Here is an 18,891-nt window from a genome sequence, read left to right on the forward strand (position 1 = left end):
ACAAGAGGCTTTGGCAGGGGTGGTGCTCAATTCTAAAACTGATAGAAATACTGCTTTCTAAAGCATAATTGACTTGCTATATCAGCGGTTCAGAGTGATGAATGTTACTGCGGAATAAAGGCTTTAACCGTAGGAAGGGGTGAAAGTGTGAGAGCAAAGATTACCACAACCATAGAGGAAGCCTTATTGAACAAAGCTAAGGCACTTGCTAAACAGGAGGGCTTGTCTGGTGCCAATGCAATTATTGAAAGGGCGCTGGAGCTGTATTTTACCAGTATTCAAAGTGAAGTATGGGAAAAATCGTTGTCCAGCGGCTGGATAAAGAAGCTGGTTCTCAAAAGGGATTCTATTCTGTACGAAAACATCAAGTGCAGAAAAACCATGGAGAACTGCAGGCCGGATGATTACACACCTGAAAGCCTAAAAGCAAAAGGCTGGAAGAAGGTTTAGCAGCCGGGGAAAAGGCCTCTGTATTGCTCCCTGAAACGTAAAAGCGTAGGTTGCAGCCGTAAGCTTTGTTGAAACAGAAAGGGCAAATAAGAGGAATTTGAAAGGCTGCTGCAGTTATCAATACAGAAATTTATTGGTCAGAAGCACTAAGAAATTTATGTCCAAGCGAAGCAGTAAAAGAACATTAGGAAATTTGAACTAAGGCTCGTGATGCCTGAAATCACGTAATTTGTCACACCAGGAATAGATAGGTTGGCGTTCCCTTGCGAGGATTAAGGTTAAGGACACTTCTTTACAAGAAATGTCCCTAATCGAATCTAACGCTCTTAAATTGAGGTTGCCGGTACGAGTGGTGGAGACATTGGAAAAAGGAGAGGATAGACATTTATCATAAACGAAACACCTGCTTTGTTGGAATTGATATGCACAAGGACGCACATTGTGCAGTTGTAATTGATTGTTGGATGAATAAACTGGGTGAGGTTAACTTTGAAAACAGACCATCCAGATACCCTGCATTCGTTGAGGATGTTAGGAAGATTTGCGGGACAAAGGAAATTGTATTCGGACTTGAAGATACCAGAGGCTTTGGCAGAAACCTTGCTGCCTATCTGGTGGGCAGGAAGTTTGAAGTCAAGCACGTTAACCCTGCCTATACAAGCACTGTAAGGCTGGCAAACCCTATCATTTACAAGGATGACTCCTATGATGCCTATTGTGTGGCAAGGGTCCTCAGGGATATGGTGGACACTCTGCAGGATGCCAAGCATGAGGATATATTCTGGACAATCCGGCAGATAGTTAAAAGGCGGGATTTGATTGTAAAGAGCAATGTGATGAACAAGAACCAGCTCCACAGCCAGCTTGCTTATAGCTACCCATCTTACAGGAAATTCTTTGCCATGATTGATTCCAAGAGTGCCTTATGTTTCTGGGAGAACTACCCGTCACCAGAGTATATATGGAACACAACACCGGAAGAAATATATCACACAATAAAGCCGGTGCATCAGGCGCTTAAAATACAGCGCATTCATGAGATTATATCCATGATTGAAAGAGATGGAGACACAAGAAAGGACTATCAGCCCGAAAGAGATTTTATTGTGAGAAACATCGTAAAGGATATCAGGCACAACAAGGAGTTGATTTCCGAAATTGACGATGAACTAAGAAAGCTGATACCTTTGACAGGCTATAAGCTACATACAATGCCGGGAATTGACCTTGTTACAGAAGCACAGATAATATCTGAAATCGGGGATATAAACCGTTTCCCTGACTCAGACAAGCTGGCTCGGTTTATGGGCTTGGCGCCGGTGCAATTCAGCTCTGCCGGAAAGGGCAAAGACCAAAGGTGCAGGAATGGCAACAGGGCACTAAATGCGATATTTCACTTTCTTGCAATCCAGATGGTAGCAGTATCGGCTTCAGGAAAGCCAAGGCACCCGGTATTCAGGGAGTATTTTGAGCAGAAGGTCAAAGAGGGCAAGAACAAGCCACAGGCGCTTGTGTGCGTGGCAAGGCGGCTTGTGAGGATTATTTACGGTATGATGAAAACCAAGACGGAATACAGGCCATATGAAAAGGTTGATGACAAGAACTGATTTCATATTCTGGAAGCAAAGCAATGGAAGATAATTCTTTTTTGATTGAGATATGGTAGCAGGAATTATATAATAGTTATAGTCCTTGTAGTGAGGGAACGCGTAGCACTCTAACTTCTAAAGATATACGTTTTACTCAAGACAGTATCTCAGCAACCTTCAAGGATGGTTCTAGCGTTGATGATTTAATTAATGGGTTAAAATCAGGAAAAATATCTCCTAATGATGTGCCAGCAATCCGTATATTTGAAAAAGATGGGGTGATTTATTCTTTGGATAATAGACGACTATATGCCTTTAAAGAAGCGGGAATTGATAATATTAATTATGTATGGGCAACCCCTGAGGAAATTGCCAATGAAGCTTGGAAAATGACAACAAACAATGGTGGAGTCACAATAAGAGTAAGAGGAAGGTAGGAGGTTATATGAATATTTTAATCTATAAAAAAGAATATGAATTCCATACAACACCAATGGAGAACATAGTATTAAATCCTTATTCAATTGAAATCGATATTGATAATATTGAAGAAGAACGCTACAGGATACTCATAAAACCATATATAGCGTTTAAGGTCGTAACTATTGATTGCGTATCAAGTAGAGATTATTTTCATGAATACTGTTATCGAGATGGAAGATTCCATAGGCATATTTTGGAAATTGAAAATTCACCTTGGATTGAACAATTAGGGAAAAATATAGCATATCATAATAGCCATATTCTTCGAGACGTAAAACACTTTGTATTACCATTGCAAGATATTGTTATAGAGGTTATAGCAAAAGAACTAGTAATCACAAAACTATAATAATGGGCTACTCAACTGAAAGCGCAGTAGCAAGCCAATACCCGGCAAGCCAATAAAACGGCAAGTCGGGTTTTCTTTTTATCTGTGCTTGACATATCGTAATACAATGTGATACAATAAAACCAACAAGAAACACAGGAGGTGCATTGATGTCTACAGAAAAGGATAGTATGTTACGGGTAAGGCTTACACAAAGGCAGTCGAATGAATTGGATGCCATCATTGATGAACTTCAAGCACAAATGCCAGAAGCAAGTGTTACAACATCAAGCATAGCAAGATATGCTCTGGAGAAGTATGTGAGCGACCATATCGCCAAGCGTGACGGTACCAAGATTTTCATTGAAATCAGTACAGCAGATGCCACAGAAGAGGATATAAAGAATCTCTACGACCTTCTTTCCAAGCTGTTTGACGAAACAAAGGAAAATTACTCACCAATGGTTAATTACATGGTTGGGGAGATTTTAGAGCCTGTGATGATGAAGATGGCAAGCCTCATGAAGCCTAAGAAACCGGAGGTGAAGGCAGGTGAGTAAGAAAAAGTACATTGTCCGCTGTCCTCACTGTAATCACAGAGTATTTGATGCCGATTATGCTGATGTTGAAATCAAATGCCCGGTGTGCAAAAAGGTTTTTGAAGTAAAGCTGGAGAAGAAGGCGGGGTAAAAGTGAATAAATCTGGCACAGAGCCACAAAGGGAGCAGATGACTCACCTATAGAGCCTGGCAGATAGTCTAAAAAACTATTTGTCAGGCTCTTTAAATTTTTTAGCACGACAGGAGGTGAGAATTTGAAAATGACAATGATGGACGCAGCATTAAAATATGCAGAAGCCAATATCCCCGTTATACCTCTGCACTGGATTTATGAGGGTGGCTCCTGCTCCTGCAAGGCAGGGAAAAATTGCGACAGCAAGGGAAAGCATCCGTTATATACCGGCTGGTACAAGAATTCTACTGCTTATGTTGAGCAAATAAGGAAATGGTGGACGAAAACCCCCAATGCCAATATAGGCATTCCTACAGGCGAGAAGTCTGACTGGCTGGTACTTGATGTGGATGATGGCGGTGATGAAACCATATCTGCACTTGAAGCAACACATGGAAAACTCCCGGATACGGTTACTGCTGTTACAGGAAGTGGTGGTCGTCATTATATCTTTAAATACCCTCAATGCAGGAGCATTCCTAATAAAACAAAGTTTGCACCGGGTCTTGATACCCGTTCAACAGGTGGTCTGATTGTCGTAGCTCCAAGCATTCATGTAAGCGGTAATCGGTATGAATGGATAAAGGATCATTCTCCCTTTGACAGAACCCTGGCAGAAGCTCCAGCATGGTTATTAAAGCTCATGGAAAGGGAGGAAGTATTGCTTACACCCTTTGAAGGTAGCAGTAGTATAGCCGAGATTAAGGAAGGCAACCGAAACAGTACCCTGACGAGCCTTGCCGGAACCATGAGGGGAAGAGAAATGACAGAAGAGAGCATCTATGCAGCATTGCTTGCAGAAAACAACGCAAGGTGCAATCCTTCGCTTGATGAAGCGGAAATTAGAAAGATAGCGCACAGTGTCAGCCGATATCAGCCAAATCTTACGGGGAAGAAGCATTACCACAGGACAGACAGCGGGAATGCAGAAAGGCTGCGTGACCGGTTTGGTGAAATCATTAGGTATTGTCCGGCTTTCAAGTACTGGCTGGTATATGACGGTTGCTGCTGGAGGAAAGAAACCGGAGAACTTACGCAGTTTGCTATTAGAACAGCAAGAGATATGCTGTAAATTTTCAAATTAAATTGGTTCTTTCCATAGTTAGTTGAATAACCTCATTTTTTCAAGCTGGAGAATTTTGGTTTTTAATGTTTCAAAACTACAACGGCCATACATAATTCGTTTTATTACCTTTAGTTTATTAATACACCCCTTCTACAAGCCCATTACTATATTCATATTTTATCGCATTTCTTACAGCCTCCATATCTCGTTCAACTCCATTTATAAAACTGTTTATTTCCGGTATGTTTAGATTTTTAGCCCGCTCTATCCATTTATCGAAGGCTTCAATATTTTTATTAGTTAGCATATCCTTAAATTCCCATGTTATTTTATATATTTTTTCAAAAAACGGATATTCTTTGCATATCATTTCAAATTGTTTCTCACTGATTATTTTTACTTTTTCTATTGGGTGGTACAATAGCTTAAATATATTTTCTCTTTTTATTATTTCTGTTTTTGTCCCATCTTCTCTACTTCTATCGTAATATTTTTTTCTCCGTTTCTTCCAGTCTGTCATATAATGCCGCACAGTTGATGACGAACCATCATATCCCATTTCATGTATCTTTTCCACAATATATGAACCCATCATTCCTCTCTCAAGGTATTCGTCAATCGTTTTTATATATGGTGTCAGTTTCCCATTTCTCTTTTTACCATAGGAAGCATGAACCGGATTAAAGTTTTCATCAAGATATCTTCTAACTGTTTTTCTATCAAGTCCGGTACGTCTGGATATCTCTATATTACTCAAACCTATTCTCTTTAACTCCCGCACCTCATTTATACGTTCCATTTTTTGCTTTACTTTTTCTTCATGTATGATCATATTTTTTGTCTGGAACAACTTTTCCCTTTCTTCAGGGGTCATTGCTATTAATTTATCATAAGCTCGTATATCCATATTTAAGCTTCGGCAAATTTCTGTCTTACATCTTCCTTCTAATGAAAGTTGTTTTATCTTTTCATATTTTTCTTTCAATGTGAGTTTTCTGTTCTCATTCGCCTGTTTTATTGTTTCTACCTCTTTAATTTCCTGACTGACAGATTGTATTGAAACTTGCGGTTTTAATCTCTTTTTTAGATACTCTGTTACATAGGAAGTCAAATTCTTTAGCAAATGAAAACGGTCACTTATTTGTAAAGCTTCCGGGTGTGCACCTGTAATTGCATTATTATAGGTGACAGACCCATCTCTTGATATTATACGAAGATTTGGATATGATTTTAACCACTCACAAACAGTCTCATAATCCCTTGAGTCAATCATATCAAGTATTTGATGCGTAAAAATGTCTACCATAATTGTTCCATAGCTTCTACGCTTTTTAATAGCAAAATCATCAATACAAACAGCTGTTATAGTCTTTTTATCAATTACCGGTGTTTCTTTTTTTTAAAAGATTACAAACTGTACTTTTACCAATATCCACAACATTTTCCTTTAGTATTTTTGATGCTGTAATGGAACTGCAATTTATTGATAGTCGCACAATTTCATCCTCAAGACGGCGGGTTTTCTTCGCTTTATAGGAGATAAAATCAAACCTTTCTGCAAAGGTAGTATGATTACAATCAGAATTATCACAAAAAAATTTTCTGTTACGTATAATAATAAATACCTTATTACCTTGTACTGGAAGGTCCTGAAAGGTTCTGTTATATGTGGAATGTATTCTGGATGATGGCCAGCCACAAAATGGGCATGTTACTTCTTTTCGATTGGAAGTTACTGTTATATAGCATTTGCCATCTTTTATTTCATGACTAATATAGTCTAAGTTTGGGTCTAATTGTTTAATAAATTCATCCATGGAATATAATCCTCTTTTCTTTTGTTTAATTTTCATTTATTTTATCATATATTGTCATTTAATTCAATTAACCCTGGAAAGAACCAATTTAATTTGAAAATTTACAGGTATAGCGAAGGCAATTGGATTGCATCTTATCATGGAGGGAATAACGTATATGGTATAGAGGCATTTTTTGATATATTAATCTGGGACACAATTCACCTTTGCATTGGTATACCAATATTGCCAATATGTTTTTTGTACCAGCTATTCTACCTGATTATTTATTTTAAAAACAGGCGTGAAGAGGAAATAAGTTAATTCTTTACCGATGTGGAAAATATGTTGGCTGAGTTGCTGTTATCTGTTTCCTTAATTTCATGACCTTCATATAATACATTAAAAAAATGTATATAGGAGGTCAACAATGTACTATACAAATCCGTATATTAATTTTTATGGGAATTACACAGATAATGGGTTAAATTATGCCAACAGGCAGAATGTTTACACCCTTGACAGACAGGTAGGGGATGTAAACGGTGACGGGATACCTGATATAGTTTATCTGGTAGGTGAAAAAGGAGAGAATAACTTTTATGAAAACATCAGGATAATGGTGCAGGACGGCAGTACCAAGCAATGGCATGTTATCCCTCTGTATTCTGATTACAATATGTCCTTAAATCCATGGATATTTTTAGGTAGTTTTACAAGCTATACTTCAAAAGAAATTATGGTAGGTCTTCCTGTTGGGGGAAGCGGGGCACTGACATATTATTATGTGATATCATTCTACAATAACAATGTTGAATATTTTCTCGGTCCTGAGCAATTTGTGGATCTTATGAAACCCTTAGAGTTTAAAGTTAAATATATGGACAATTACAAAGTCCTTGTTAAAAGTGACAAACTTAATCAATTTTATATAGTGGATGTAAGTGACAGAAAGGAATTTTACGAAGGAAGGGTTTATGACAGCAGGGGTAGGCTTATAAAACCTCTAGAAGGATTTGTTATTTACCAGCCTCATCTGTACCCTGTCAAAGACGACGGAATTGTTCCATATAGGTTGATGGCACAAAACGCTGTAGCCGGAACTTCCCACGCTGACAGGCTTGGATTTATAGTAACATATTGGCAGTATGACAGACATACAAAATCCTGGAGTTTATATCCGGAGTATTTTTGGCTTATGCTTGGATAAGGAAATAAATATTGATATTATTAACTTTTTCGCATATAATGGAATTTGGTATTTATGCCATGTAATCATTTCTTTTGTACAGCAATAGAATCTAATAATTAGTTTGGATATGCATAACGAGAATCTAAATAAATTATGGGGAGAATTTTAAATGAGAAAGAGATACTTTTTATTAAGTATTTTATTTGATATAATGGCCGTTAGTCTAATTCCTGCAAATCTTTTATTAATAAATTTTAATTTTCCTGAGTTGGTGTGTGCAATTGCCTCATTGATGGTGATTGTTTTTTCTGTTTTATTTTTAGTAAAAGACCGGAGTAAAAAGACGGCAAAAGCAATTGTTAATGTTTTGGCTTTGTTTACAGTGGTGGTATCAATTTTTGGAAGCTATTGCAATCCATATTGGAATAGTATTTCATCTCGTAAAGATGTAAATTATTATTCCAAATCATATAATTATCAGATTAGTTCCGATGAGGCAAAGGAAGATTTGAAATATGCAATGAAATACTTAAGAAAACTTCATCCTGCTTTATACAAAGGAGTTCCGGATGATATCAGCAGACAGTATGAAATTGTAAAAAAGAGGATTGAACAATGGGATGAAATAAGTGTGAATGAACTGGCAAAAGAGACAGAGTCCATCTTTTCAATTCTAAAAGACGGTCATACCTTTGTTACCGGTAATTATGAAGACAGAAAAATAATGAAGTATTATCATAAATGGATTTATGAAGGGTATGAAATAACAGCGGTAAACGGTATTTCAATAGATGAACTTCTCAAGCAAATGAGCGGTTATTACAGTTTTGAGGCAACGTCATGGGAATATGAATTATTGTCTGATGATATTGTTACCGAAGCCGGGATAGATTATTTAGGATTTGACATAGATGATGGAGTGGAGTATACACTGACTTCGGCAGATGGAAGGACACGTATTGAAACTTGTTATTTGAATGATTTTCTTCCGTGGGATGAATATGCCGAATTTAATGATATTGACAATGCAAAAACATCAGAGAGAAGTTTTGTAAATTATGAAATTGATACAGAAAAGGATATTGCAATACTGCGTCTTGATCAGTGTAAATATAATGATGAATACGTAAGCTGTGTGAGAAGAATGTTTGAAGAAATAAAAGATAAGGGAATCGGCAATGTGGCAGTTGACTTAAGATATAACGGAGGAGGAAGTAGTCTGGTTGCAAATGAATTTATCAGATATTTGGATGTTGACAGTTACAAAGTAGGGTCCATGGGTTGGAGATTGGGTTTTATATATCTGAAAATTGGAAGCGGAATTTCTAAAAATGAGAAATATAAAGATTTGCTATTTAGCGGTAATCTATATCTATTAACGTCAGCACGTACCTTTAGTTCTGCCATGATGTTTGCACAATTTGTGAAAGATAATAACTTAGGAACTATTATAGGGGAAGCACCGGGGAACGATCCGAACGGTTATGGTGAAATTGCGGTTTTTAAATTACCTAATTCACAATTGTATATGCAAATATCTACAAAACGGTTTTATCGTGCAGATAAGGAATGTACAGATGATCTTGTTTACCCGGATATTGAATGCAAGAGTGAGCTTGCTATGGAAAAATTGTATAAATTGCTTAATGAAAAATAGATGTGAGATGTAAAGTTTTAAGGGAAGTGCCTTTTTAAGGTGCAATTTTAGGAGAACTAACTTACAAAGACGGCAAAAAAGCCGTCTTAACCATTCTTTTTATAATCATTATAAAGATTTTCAATTGACCTGTCGTAAGTTTTTTCTCCGGATTTGGAAAAGAAGCATCCCGGCACTTCTCCGCTTCTGCGGTGGTATGCAACACATTCACAGCATTTGCCATGGCGTGAACATGATGTATATGTGCAAGTACAATTGATGGTATTATTGCAAGCCATTTTAACCCCTCCAAAATTAAATTATCACAATCATTATAATAAAAAACCTGCTGCGTTTCAATAAACAAATGAATTCAGGCAGCATCATGAGAGGAAGAGTATGATAGGATGTTTAGGTTTAAACTGCGAATTACCAAAGGTGCTGAAGAAATTTCATGGACTTTACTAAGATCCATATTGAGATTTCCGTTTTTAATATTATTTACAGGCAGGATTTTATTTAAGTCCTTAAACACCACCCTGTGTGCTTTTCCCTCTTCTCGCTCTTTTAATATGTAAAAATCTTTTCTAATCTTCGTATTATAATCATTTATCTCATCCATACAATCCATAAATCCAAAAACTCTTACTTTGACATGCCTGGCTCTAAATAAACCATATGATATCCTCTCTATAATTAAATAAATATTAGTATAAAACTGGCCCTATTTACCTTATATACTCTATTAATTATATAATTACCATATAATTACCGTAAACAATTTTACTTGATTTTAAAAACAAGTGAAAATCGCCTGTTAGTAATATATAATATTAATTGGTATAAAAAACAAAAAAGAAATTGAGAGAAAGGATTTAGTTGTAAACAAAGGGATAAAGAAATACAGTAACATATAGTGTAACGAAGGTAAATGTGGTGGAGATACCGGAAGAAAATAAACTTACGTAGGAACTATCAGATAAACACGGATAATATTTTAAGAAATATCTTAATTAGTGAAAGAGAGAATATAAGAGTATATAAAAATGTAAACAAAAACCACAAATAATACGATAAAAACATTAGATGATAATAAATACATTTAAATTCTAAAAGTAAGAAATTCAAAATTTTTTAATATACAAGTATATTTTTAAAAAATTCATATGGAGGTTTGAAAAAATGAAAAAGATTGCTTTTATACTAGTACTAATAACAGTTGTAAGCACAATACTAACAGTAAATATTTTTGCTGCAAAAATACCTCTTCGTGTGGTGGTAAACGGCAATAGGATAAACTTTCCGGATGCTCAGCCCTTTATAGATGAAATTGGACGTACACAGGTACCTGTAAGATTTGTAAGTGAGGCATTGGGAGCAGATGTAGGATGGGACGGCAAAACAAAGACGGTCACTATAGAACAGGGAAGAAATAAAATAACTTTGGTGGTAGGTAAATCAGATTATACAGTTAACGGCAAGACAATGGAAATGGACACAACTGTGCTTTTATTGGAAGACAGGACATTTGTACCTGTAAGGTTTGTAAGTGAGGGTTTAGGTGCAAATGTTGAGTGGAATGCTTCCATAAGGACTGTGTATATAACAACAGGAGGAACTGTGCCAACTCCAAGTCCTGAAGAGGGGGAAATAAGGTATTATGACGGCATTGCCTTTAATCCTGCAACAGATGTTGATGAATTTGGAAGGATGACAATAGAGAAGTCCCAGGAGTTTTTATTGAAGATGGCAGACCAGTTAGCTTTTGTGAAAGAAAATGGTAAGTATTATATTGTAGGTGAGTATCCCGAAATACCGGAGGAATTTGAGTGGTCGTTAGGGATTGGTATAATTCTTAAAAGTGGAGCAAAACGTTCTTTTGCTCCAGGAACCAGGGTACCAGGGTTTGATATACCTCGAGAAGGAACTTTCAAAAAGGATACAACAGGACTAATAGATATAAATGATATTGAAGGTTTTAATATAGTTATTGCAGTACGAAATAAAGAAATAAAAGAAGATTTAGGAATATTAAATATTGTTTATGTTATTGACGGAGCATTAAGTGATGGTACAACAAGAAGAGCAAACTTTGTTCCGGAGTCAGCTACTGACCAACGAATTTCATATACCGACATTTTTAACTTTGAAAAAATGTTTCAATGGTAAAAAGAAAGCAGGTGAAAACAACAGTGAAAAACAAAGTGATTTTCACAATAGTATAGTGAAAAACAAAGTGATTTTCACAATAGTATTATTTATGGTTCTCATTGCTGTTGGTATATTACTAGTTAATGATTATGTAAAAGCCCAGGGAGGTAACATAAATATTGAAGTTTTAATTGACGGAGTAGATGATATACCAAAGATAGGTCGTATAGGTGAACCCATTAAACTTGAAGAATATATTGAAATGTGGCATCACAGTGGAGGGTATTGGAGTTATGAAGACATAAAAATTTATGATACTGATTTAAACTTTGATTTGACTGATGAAGATGCTTTAGCAGATAAAATTAAGGGAGAGTTTGTAATTGAACGTGAACTGGATTCTAAGATATACGAGAAGCTAATAAAAGCTGAGGATTTAAAGGTAGTTTGTTTAACGACTTTAAAAAATCCAGTGACGGATGAATATAAGATCATATATGATATCTTTTATGAAAAACCTTCTATAGAACTCAAAAATGGAAAGATATATTTTAAAGGCAAACCAAAGCTTAATTTTTATAAAAGAGATGAAATTAATTTTGAATATATAATAGGGGACACACTTGACATACAAATTCCAGCTGTAGGCTTTCGTTTTGACTATCCAATTGTACTGACCTTTTACTCGCCGGGAAATGACCTGTCTGCAAATTTTGAAGAAATACCTTCAGGTGCTGTAAAAGACAGCGAAGTTTTAGTAAGTGTCGTAGTTAATTCCACCTTTGAAGAAGAAATAAAAACAAACTATGAGTGGGAAATTACAGATAAAAAAGGCAATAAAATAAATGCTGAGTTTTTAGGAAATGCTTCTGAAAAACAAGGAGAAGTAAAAATTCCGGCAGGAGGAGAAGCACTGTTTTATGCAATTTTTAAAATGCCGGAAAGTGATGTAAGAATACAGTTTAAAATAAATGAAAACGGACAAGAACCAGTGGAAAAATATCTTAATAATAATATTTTGGACTCCGAGTCTTTTGCAATACACTTGGTGAAAAAATATGAAACAGAAAGGACATTTGATTTACCATATAATGCACTGTCAAGAAAAATACGCTTTCCTTTAGCTGAAGGCGAAGACATCACCGCCCGTTTAACTAAACCACGGGGTGAATGGAAAAAAGGAAGCCTTGCTACAGGAAGTTTAAACATAGAGCAAAAAGATTCTCAAATATTAAAAGGCATTAAACTATTCAAATCATACAGCCCAAAAACAATTGGTGTTAGTGAAAACAGCGATACGATAGAATTAAACCCTAATGTAACGGCAACTGTGGAAAGGCCTGTTTTTGGAGATGACCCTTTAAATAAAAAGTGGCTTAATTTACCTGATCCTAGAAAACCAAAAGTTTTAGACGGGGAATTTACATACGGTGGAGAGGTAAGAAGGACATATGTTTACAAAAGAGATACCGGTCTGTATGACGAAGATGAAATAGAAGTTGAAGGTGTGGCAAAGGCGCCGTTTAATCCAGGAAGTGATAGAATATTTATAAATGCTTACATATATAACGGCAAAAAGGATTTAAAACCACCAAGTTTTGAAAATAAAATAGAGAACAACGGAAACATGTACTTGCAAAAGAGACTTTTATGGCAGAGTGAACCTTATACTTTTGACGTGATAAGATGGATGTGCCACATAAAGGCTACAGTGAATCAGGTACTTTAGACAGCAGGGATAATTTTAAATACAGGGAATATGTAAAAGAAGGCCAGAGCATGTACAAAATAACCGAAACTACGGAAATCACAATTAAAGTAAACAAAGACAATATAAATTTTTATACCCATGCACACATGCCTGACGGAGAGTATTACATAAGGGTATGGATGGCGGATATAAACCTTGCAAGTAATAATTTTACAAGCATAAATAATGCATATAATTTGCTTGGTACCTTAAAAGGAATAGTGCCTTTAGATGAGATTATTATTACGGTAAAAGGTTCTATGTATGATGATACAAATTAATTAAAGATAAATAATTAAATATTTTACCAAAAAGAATAACCGTTGTATTTTTATTTGACCAGAAAATAGATTCTGAACAGTTAAAGGACAGGTTGGTAAAAATGATAGAGATATTAGGGGACCTGTCGGAAGAGGAATTTGGTTTATTTAAAGGTTGGCTAAAATGGATATTAAAGCCGAGGATATCAGAAGAATTGCGTTTTAAGATAGATGACATACTGGAAAAATCGTGATCTACGGAGGTGGAAAGTATGGTTTACAATCTTGCCAATACAATTGACGAAATGACTCAAAGAGCTACGGAAAAGGGAATAAAATTGATAATGCAAGTAACTAATGGTTGCTAAGACGAGATTTACATAAAATATGATACTATTAAAAATAGATTTAGATTCCGTCTTTATAAAAGGACATGACGGAGACCACCTTATATTTATGTATGGATCTGGATATGATAGAACATTACTTCCGGGGTATTGAGGATCTGTAGAAAACCCTCGAATTTTTTTATAATAGTTATTGACATATGTCAAAAACATAGTGTATAATATAAAATAAATGACATATGTCAGAAGCACATATTTTAATGGCATGCCATGGGAAAAAAGACCTGGTGACAGTGGCCAGGTACAGGTATTAAACTGCAACGGAAAATAAAAATAACACAAAGGTGGTGAAATTATGCCAAGAGGAGACGGAACGGGGCCTATGGGAATGGGTCCGGTGACAGGACGAGGCGCAGGTTTTTGTGCCGGTTTTACAGCTCCGGGCTATGCAAATTCAGCAGGAGGATTCGGCCGGGGAAGAGGATTTAGACGGATGTTTTGTGCTACCGGCTTGCCAAGATGGGTGCACTGTGGAAACCAGAATGAAAAAGGGGCATATTTTGCATCAGATGCTGATGAAAAGGAGTTCCTTAAAAATCAGGCTAAATTTCTTGAAAGCCGGCTTGACAGTATAAAAAAGCGCCTTGAAAAATTTAAAGACTAGTCCTGTTACAAATTAAAAGGCAGGCTGTTGCCTGCCTTGCAACAATGTGCAGCCAGATACCTGGTATTGTAAGAAGTGAGGTGAATAAAATATGCCAAGGCCGATAAAGTGGAGAAAAGTATGCAGCCTGCCTGAAAGCAACAAGTTTGGACCTCTTGATTTAAATGTGGGCGGTGAACACTGTGTAAAGATGACTGTGGATGAATATGAAGCCATAAGGCTTATTGATTTAGAGGGTTTTACCCAGGAAGAGTGTGCCAGGCAGATGAATGTGGGACGTACCACTGTTCAGGGTATTTATGCAGAAGCAAGAAAGAAAATAGCCCAGTCGCTGGTAAATGGGAAAATACTTTTAATAGAGGGCGGCGAATACAGGCTTTGTGAGGGACTTGGAAACGGATGCGGACGGGGGTGTCGCAGACGCGGCTATAAAAGAAATTTATAAAAAGACAGTGGATTTGATGTTTGAATAAGGAGAGAATTATGATTATAAAAACACTGGCGGAAAACACATCCATATCAAAGAAATTTGGCAGTGAGCACGGCCTTAGCCTTTATATAGAGGTAAATGATTGTAAAATTTTATTTGATACCGGGGCAAGTGAACTGTTTTTTGAAAATGCAAAAAAGATGGAAGTTGATATTTCTCATGTAGATTATTTATTAATTTCCCATGGCCACTACGACCATGGCGGGGGACTTGAGGCTTTTTTTCGTGAAAATACAAAGGCACAGGTTTTTCTTCATCCATTGGCATTTGGAAAATACTATGCCCTGCGATCAAATGATAAATTTGAGTATATTGGCTTAAAAGAAGAACTAAAAGAAAACAGTCAAATTGTATTTACGTCAAATAATTTTGTTATCAGGGACGGCATACGGGTGTTTTCAAATATTACCAAAACAGAGCCGCCTCCGGCATCAAATAACAGACTGTATATGGAGGAAAAGGGTAAAATGATTCAAGATACCTTTCTCCATGAGCAAAATCTTATAATTGAAGAGAATGAAAAAAACTTTTTAGTGGTAGGCTGTGCACATAACGGCATTACAAATATTTTGCAGCATTTTTATAATTTAAAAGGGTGTATGCCTGATTATGTAATAGGGGGATTTCATCTTTCCAACCGTTCAGGAGAAGACAACGAAAGCCTTGACACTGTAGGCAGGATAGGCAAATTTTTTATGGATACCAATGGAAAATATTACACCTGCCACTGTACAGGTATAGAACCCTATAAAAGACTTAAAGCTGTTATGGGGGATAGGATTGGTTATCTGTCAGCAGGAAGTGAAATAAAAATTTAAAGCAGGTAAAATACAATTAAAGCGGTAAAATACAATTAAAGCGGTAAAATGCAATTAAAGCAGGTAAAATACAATTAAAGCGGTAAAATGCAATTAAAGCAGGTAAAATACAATTAAAGCGGTAAAATACAATTAAAGCGGTAAAATGCAATTAAAGCAGGTAAAATACAATTAAAGCGGTAAAATGCAATTAAAGCAGGTAAAATACAATTAAAGCGGTAAAATGCAATTAAAGTGGTAAAATAAAATTAAAGCAGGTAAAATACAAGCAAAACCGGTAAAATACAAGTAAGTTCAAAATTAAGCACAACAAAATTATAAGAAAAAGGGGAGCTAAGATTATGAGTGAAAAATGTAATCAAGGTTGTGGCAGTTGCACAGAGAACTGTGCAGAAATAAAAGAAAATGCAGAACAAGAAAGAAATGCAAAGTTAAAAGAAAATGCAAAATCTAAAGAAAAGCACAATGATTTTTCCGAAAAACCCCATGAAATGAGCAGAATCAAAAAAGTTATTGGGATTGTAAGCGGTAAGGGAGGTGTGGGTAAATCCCTGGTAACCTCCATGCTTGCAGTTACAATGAAAAGGCTGGGTTATAACAGCGCTGTTTTAGATGCGGACGTTACAGGACCTTCAATTCCAAAAGCCTTTGGTATCAAAGAAAAAGCATCAGGCTGTGAATTTGGACTGTTCCCTGTTAAAACCAAGACAGGTATTGATATCATGTCCATTAATTTACTTTTAGAAAATGATACCGATCCTGTGGTGTGGAGAGGACCTATAATTGGCAATACAGTAAAGCAGTTCTGGACGGATGTTATATGGAGTGATGTGGATTTTATGTTCATTGATATGCCCCCGGGAACCGGCGATGTACCTCTTACGGTGTTTCAGTCCATTGCCGTTGACGGGATTATCATTGTTACTTCGCCCCAGGAACTGGTATCAATGATTGTATCAAAAGCAGTTAAAATGGCTGAGCTTATGCATATTTCTATCATTGGTCTGGTGGAGAATATGTCCTATTTTAAATGTCCGGACTGTGGCGGCAAACACAAAATTTTTGGGGACAGCCATATTGACGAAATTGCCCAAAAGCACAATTTAAAGGTGCTTGCAAAAATTCCAATTGATCCGAAGATCTCTGCTGCCTGTGATAAAGGCATGATAGAGCTATTTGAGGGCAATTGGCTTGACCCTGTTGCAAAGATATTAGGGGGTTAATGTAGTATGCTGATAGATAGTGCTTACATCATAAGGTGTAGGTACTATTTATTTTTACATATAAAGAAAAAAGTATAGGCAGATAAAAATACTGCGTTCCCGTTGAACTTGCGACGGACCGGCAAATATCATCTCCCGCAAAACTATACAATATACTATTGTTTTAATTCTTCATGGCGCTTAATTTTTTTTGTTGTTGTTTTAATAAACTCCTCTTCCTGAATGCTGATTTCCTTAACATGTTTATAACTTACCAGAGCATTATTTACATTTCTAACCTCTTTTTCAATAATCTTTTCCACAGATTCATCCGGGATAAGGTTATTTTCTTTATCTTCTTTTATTTTGTCGATATCGGGAACTATTTTTACACATATTACTGTATCGCCGTCAGACTGGCCTTTTCCATAAACCAAAGACTCCTTGATATACGGGCTTCTGTTTAACAAAGTTTCTATTTCCTCAGGGAAAACATTTTTTCCGTTTCCGGTGATAATTACGTTCTTTTTGCGTCCGGTAATATGAATGAATCCGTCTTCATCGAGAAAACCGCTGTCACCTGTGTAAAACCATCCGTCCCTGATAGCTTCTTTTGTGGCCTCAGAATTTTCGTAATAGCCCAGCATAACATTTCCGCCTTTACACTTAATTTCACCGATGCCGTCTTCATCAGGACTGTCAATTTCAACCCGGACATTTGGAAGTGGCAGTCCGGCAGCCTCATCTTTATAGTAAACATCACGGTTTAGTGCAACTATAGGAGCACATTCAGTAAGACCATATCCTTGTATTAATGATATACCAAGTTCCCTAAACCCCTTAGCTATCTGAGGGTCAATACCTGCAGCACCGCTGATTAGCAGCCTTATATGCCCGCCTAAAGCCTCATGAATTTCTTTGAATATTTTTTTGCGAATATCAATTCCAATTTTAGCTAAAGCATTGCTAAGCTTAATTGCAAACTTAATCTTTTTCTCTCCCTTTGATTTTATGGCCTTGTTCATTATTTGACGGTACATGGATTCAAAAATCAAAGGCACTCCCAACATAATTGTAGTCTTGGATTCTTTAAGGTTTTTAACTATATGACGTAATCCTTCACAATATGCAATGGTACAGCCCCTGTATATCTGACACAAAAAACCGCAGGTACATTCATAGGTGTGGTGAATAGGGAGCACTGATAAAAATGTATCCTTTTCATCAATATAAACCATGGAACACATACCTTTTAAATTTTCCACTATATTTTTGTGAGACAGCATAACAGCCTTGGCAGTGTCGGTAGTTCCAGAAGTAAAGAGAAGTATGCTCATTTCTTCAGCATCTATTTTTGTATCAATAAACTCACGTCTTCCTTCTTCTAAAAGTTTATGCCCCTTTTGTAAAAGTAAATGGAATGATAATATGTTTCCCTGGTTTTCTTCCCTGTCCATACTGATAAAATATCTTATGGAAGTGTCTTTTTCACAAAGAGGCTCTATTTTATCCCTGACACTGTCTGAGTAGATAATGGCATCTGCCTTAGAGCGTTTTAGAAGTAGTTCAATTTCGTTTGCAGGAAGTTCTTTATCTAAAGGCACAATAACCCCTGTCCCGTTTACAGCTGAAAGATATGTGATAGACCATTCATAGCGATTTTCACCTATTAGAGCAATTTTCTTATTTTTAAGTCCAAGGTCAATAAAAGCCGTTCCCATGGCGTCTACATCGGATTTATACTGTTTATATGATATGGGAAAATATTGGGATTTGCCCTTTGGTTTTGATAAAAAAGCCGCCTTGTCCCCGTATATCTCCGCACTGGAATTTAGCATATCCTTTAAATCCTTAATAGGTCTTACTTCATATAACTTACTGTTTTTCATTATAATTTTACCTCCACAAAATAGGTTGTACCCTAGTAAAGTTTTTCT

At 36.3% G+C, this 18,891-nt stretch carries 21 protein-coding genes and 1 pseudogene; 17 read left to right on the plus strand and 5 right to left on the minus strand.

From position 1 onward, the window contains the following. Window positions 1-147: 147 nt before the first annotated feature. The 7 genes and pseudogenes from HVS_RS02035 (at window position 148) to HVS_RS02055 (ending at window position 4,654) form a co-directional block, all read left to right on the plus strand. Complete coding sequence (locus HVS_RS02035) at window positions 148-450, plus strand: hypothetical protein (protein ID WP_041734483.1); 303 nt, start codon at window positions 148-150, stop codon at window positions 448-450. 349 nt (window positions 451-799) lie between these two features. Beyond that, window positions 800-2,057 (plus strand): annotated as a pseudogene (locus tag HVS_RS02040) (IS110-like element ISCth6 family transposase). Window positions 2,058-2,329: 272 nt separating this feature from the next. After that, a complete protein-coding gene (locus HVS_RS16370; protein ID WP_159063346.1) occupies window positions 2,330-2,476 on the plus strand; it encodes a hypothetical protein in 147 nt (48 codons plus the stop codon). Between the two features lie 8 nt (window positions 2,477-2,484). Further along, a complete protein-coding gene (locus tag HVS_RS02045) occupies window positions 2,485-2,871 on the plus strand; it encodes a hypothetical protein (RefSeq protein WP_101298788.1) in 387 nt (128 codons plus the stop codon). 149 nt (window positions 2,872-3,020) lie between these two features. Continuing rightward, on the plus strand, window positions 3,021-3,410 hold the full coding sequence (locus HVS_RS02050; protein ID WP_101298789.1) for a hypothetical protein: 390 nt from the start codon (window positions 3,021-3,023) through the stop codon (window positions 3,408-3,410). Further along, window positions 3,403-3,540 (plus strand): hypothetical protein, encoded by a 138-nt coding sequence (locus HVS_RS16665; protein ID WP_014254768.1) that lies wholly within the window; start codon window positions 3,403-3,405, stop codon window positions 3,538-3,540. Before HVS_RS02050 ends, HVS_RS16665 begins: the two co-directional genes overlap by 8 nt. A gap of 130 nt (window positions 3,541-3,670) precedes the next feature. Then, a complete protein-coding gene (locus HVS_RS02055; RefSeq protein WP_242971713.1) occupies window positions 3,671-4,654 on the plus strand; it encodes a bifunctional DNA primase/polymerase in 984 nt (327 codons plus the stop codon). Window positions 4,655-4,784: 130 nt separating this feature from the next. Here the strand turns inward: HVS_RS02055 and HVS_RS02060 are convergent, their stop codons facing one another. After that, entirely contained in the window at window positions 4,785-5,954 is a 1,170-nt protein-coding gene (locus tag HVS_RS02060) for a transposase (RefSeq protein WP_242971640.1), read from the minus strand. Between the two features lie 70 nt (window positions 5,955-6,024). Then, window positions 6,025-6,465 carry a transposase family protein gene (locus HVS_RS02065; protein WP_159063347.1) on the minus strand — a complete coding sequence of 147 codons (441 nt, stop codon included), beginning with the start codon at window positions 6,463-6,465 and terminating at the stop codon, window positions 6,025-6,027. Window positions 6,466-6,874: 409 nt separating this feature from the next. Here HVS_RS02065 and HVS_RS02070 point away from each other — a divergent pair, with 409 nt between their 5' ends. Next, window positions 6,875-7,654, plus strand: a complete 780-nt coding sequence (locus HVS_RS02070) for a hypothetical protein (protein WP_101298791.1) — start codon at window positions 6,875-6,877, stop codon at window positions 7,652-7,654. 151 nt (window positions 7,655-7,805) lie between these two features. Beyond that, window positions 7,806-9,293 (plus strand): S41 family peptidase, encoded by a 1,488-nt coding sequence (locus HVS_RS02075; RefSeq protein ID WP_101298792.1) that lies wholly within the window; start codon window positions 7,806-7,808, stop codon window positions 9,291-9,293. An 86-nt stretch (window positions 9,294-9,379) separates the two neighbouring features. On the opposite strand, the gene HVS_RS02080 is transcribed toward HVS_RS02075, so the two are convergent. Both HVS_RS02080 and HVS_RS02085 read right to left on the minus strand, forming a co-directional pair. Beyond that, entirely contained in the window at window positions 9,380-9,571 is a 192-nt protein-coding gene (locus HVS_RS02080) for a DUF6485 family protein (RefSeq protein WP_101298793.1), read from the minus strand. Window positions 9,572-9,645: 74 nt separating this feature from the next. Beyond that, a complete protein-coding gene (locus HVS_RS02085; protein WP_101298794.1) occupies window positions 9,646-9,903 on the minus strand; it encodes a hypothetical protein in 258 nt (85 codons plus the stop codon). 551 nt (window positions 9,904-10,454) lie between these two features. Between HVS_RS02085 and HVS_RS02090 the strand changes: the two genes are divergently transcribed. The 8 genes from HVS_RS02090 (at window position 10,455) to HVS_RS02120 (ending at window position 16,975) form a co-directional block, all read left to right on the plus strand. Continuing rightward, the gene (locus HVS_RS02090) at window positions 10,455-11,441 is read left to right on the plus strand and encodes a copper amine oxidase N-terminal domain-containing protein (protein WP_101298795.1); all 987 of its coding nucleotides are present in this window, start codon (window positions 10,455-10,457) and stop codon (window positions 11,439-11,441) included. Continuing rightward, window positions 11,419-13,152, plus strand: coding sequence for a hypothetical protein (locus tag HVS_RS02095; RefSeq protein ID WP_101298796.1), 1,734 nt, complete (start codon window positions 11,419-11,421; stop codon window positions 13,150-13,152). Before HVS_RS02090 ends, HVS_RS02095 begins: the two co-directional genes overlap by 23 nt. Continuing rightward, the gene (locus tag HVS_RS02100) at window positions 13,110-13,454 is read left to right on the plus strand and encodes a hypothetical protein (RefSeq protein WP_101298797.1); all 345 of its coding nucleotides are present in this window, start codon (window positions 13,110-13,112) and stop codon (window positions 13,452-13,454) included. Before HVS_RS02095 ends, HVS_RS02100 begins: the two co-directional genes overlap by 43 nt. Before the next feature lie 101 nt (window positions 13,455-13,555). Continuing rightward, window positions 13,556-13,687, plus strand: a complete 132-nt coding sequence (locus HVS_RS17465) for a hypothetical protein (protein ID WP_278278674.1) — start codon at window positions 13,556-13,558, stop codon at window positions 13,685-13,687. A gap of 448 nt (window positions 13,688-14,135) precedes the next feature. Further along, the gene (locus tag HVS_RS02105) at window positions 14,136-14,444 is read left to right on the plus strand and encodes a DUF5320 domain-containing protein (protein ID WP_101298798.1); all 309 of its coding nucleotides are present in this window, start codon (window positions 14,136-14,138) and stop codon (window positions 14,442-14,444) included. Between the two features lie 91 nt (window positions 14,445-14,535). Beyond that, window positions 14,536-14,889 carry a DUF134 domain-containing protein gene (locus tag HVS_RS02110; RefSeq protein WP_101298799.1) on the plus strand — a complete coding sequence of 118 codons (354 nt, stop codon included), beginning with the start codon at window positions 14,536-14,538 and terminating at the stop codon, window positions 14,887-14,889. 38 nt (window positions 14,890-14,927) lie between these two features. Continuing rightward, a complete protein-coding gene (locus HVS_RS02115; protein ID WP_101298800.1) occupies window positions 14,928-15,752 on the plus strand; it encodes an MBL fold metallo-hydrolase in 825 nt (274 codons plus the stop codon). Window positions 15,753-16,093: 341 nt separating this feature from the next. After that, the gene (locus tag HVS_RS02120) at window positions 16,094-16,975 is read left to right on the plus strand and encodes an Mrp/NBP35 family ATP-binding protein (RefSeq protein ID WP_101298801.1); all 882 of its coding nucleotides are present in this window, start codon (window positions 16,094-16,096) and stop codon (window positions 16,973-16,975) included. 155 nt (window positions 16,976-17,130) lie between these two features. On the opposite strand, the gene HVS_RS02125 is transcribed toward HVS_RS02120, so the two are convergent. Beyond that, complete coding sequence (locus HVS_RS02125) at window positions 17,131-18,843, minus strand: AMP-dependent synthetase/ligase (protein ID WP_101298802.1); 1,713 nt, start codon at window positions 18,841-18,843, stop codon at window positions 17,131-17,133. Window positions 18,844-18,891 lie beyond the last annotated feature (48 nt).

The sequence above is a fragment of the Acetivibrio saccincola genome (assembly GCF_002844395.1).
Taxonomy (GTDB): domain Bacteria; phylum Bacillota; class Clostridia; order Acetivibrionales; family Acetivibrionaceae; genus Herbivorax; species Herbivorax saccincola.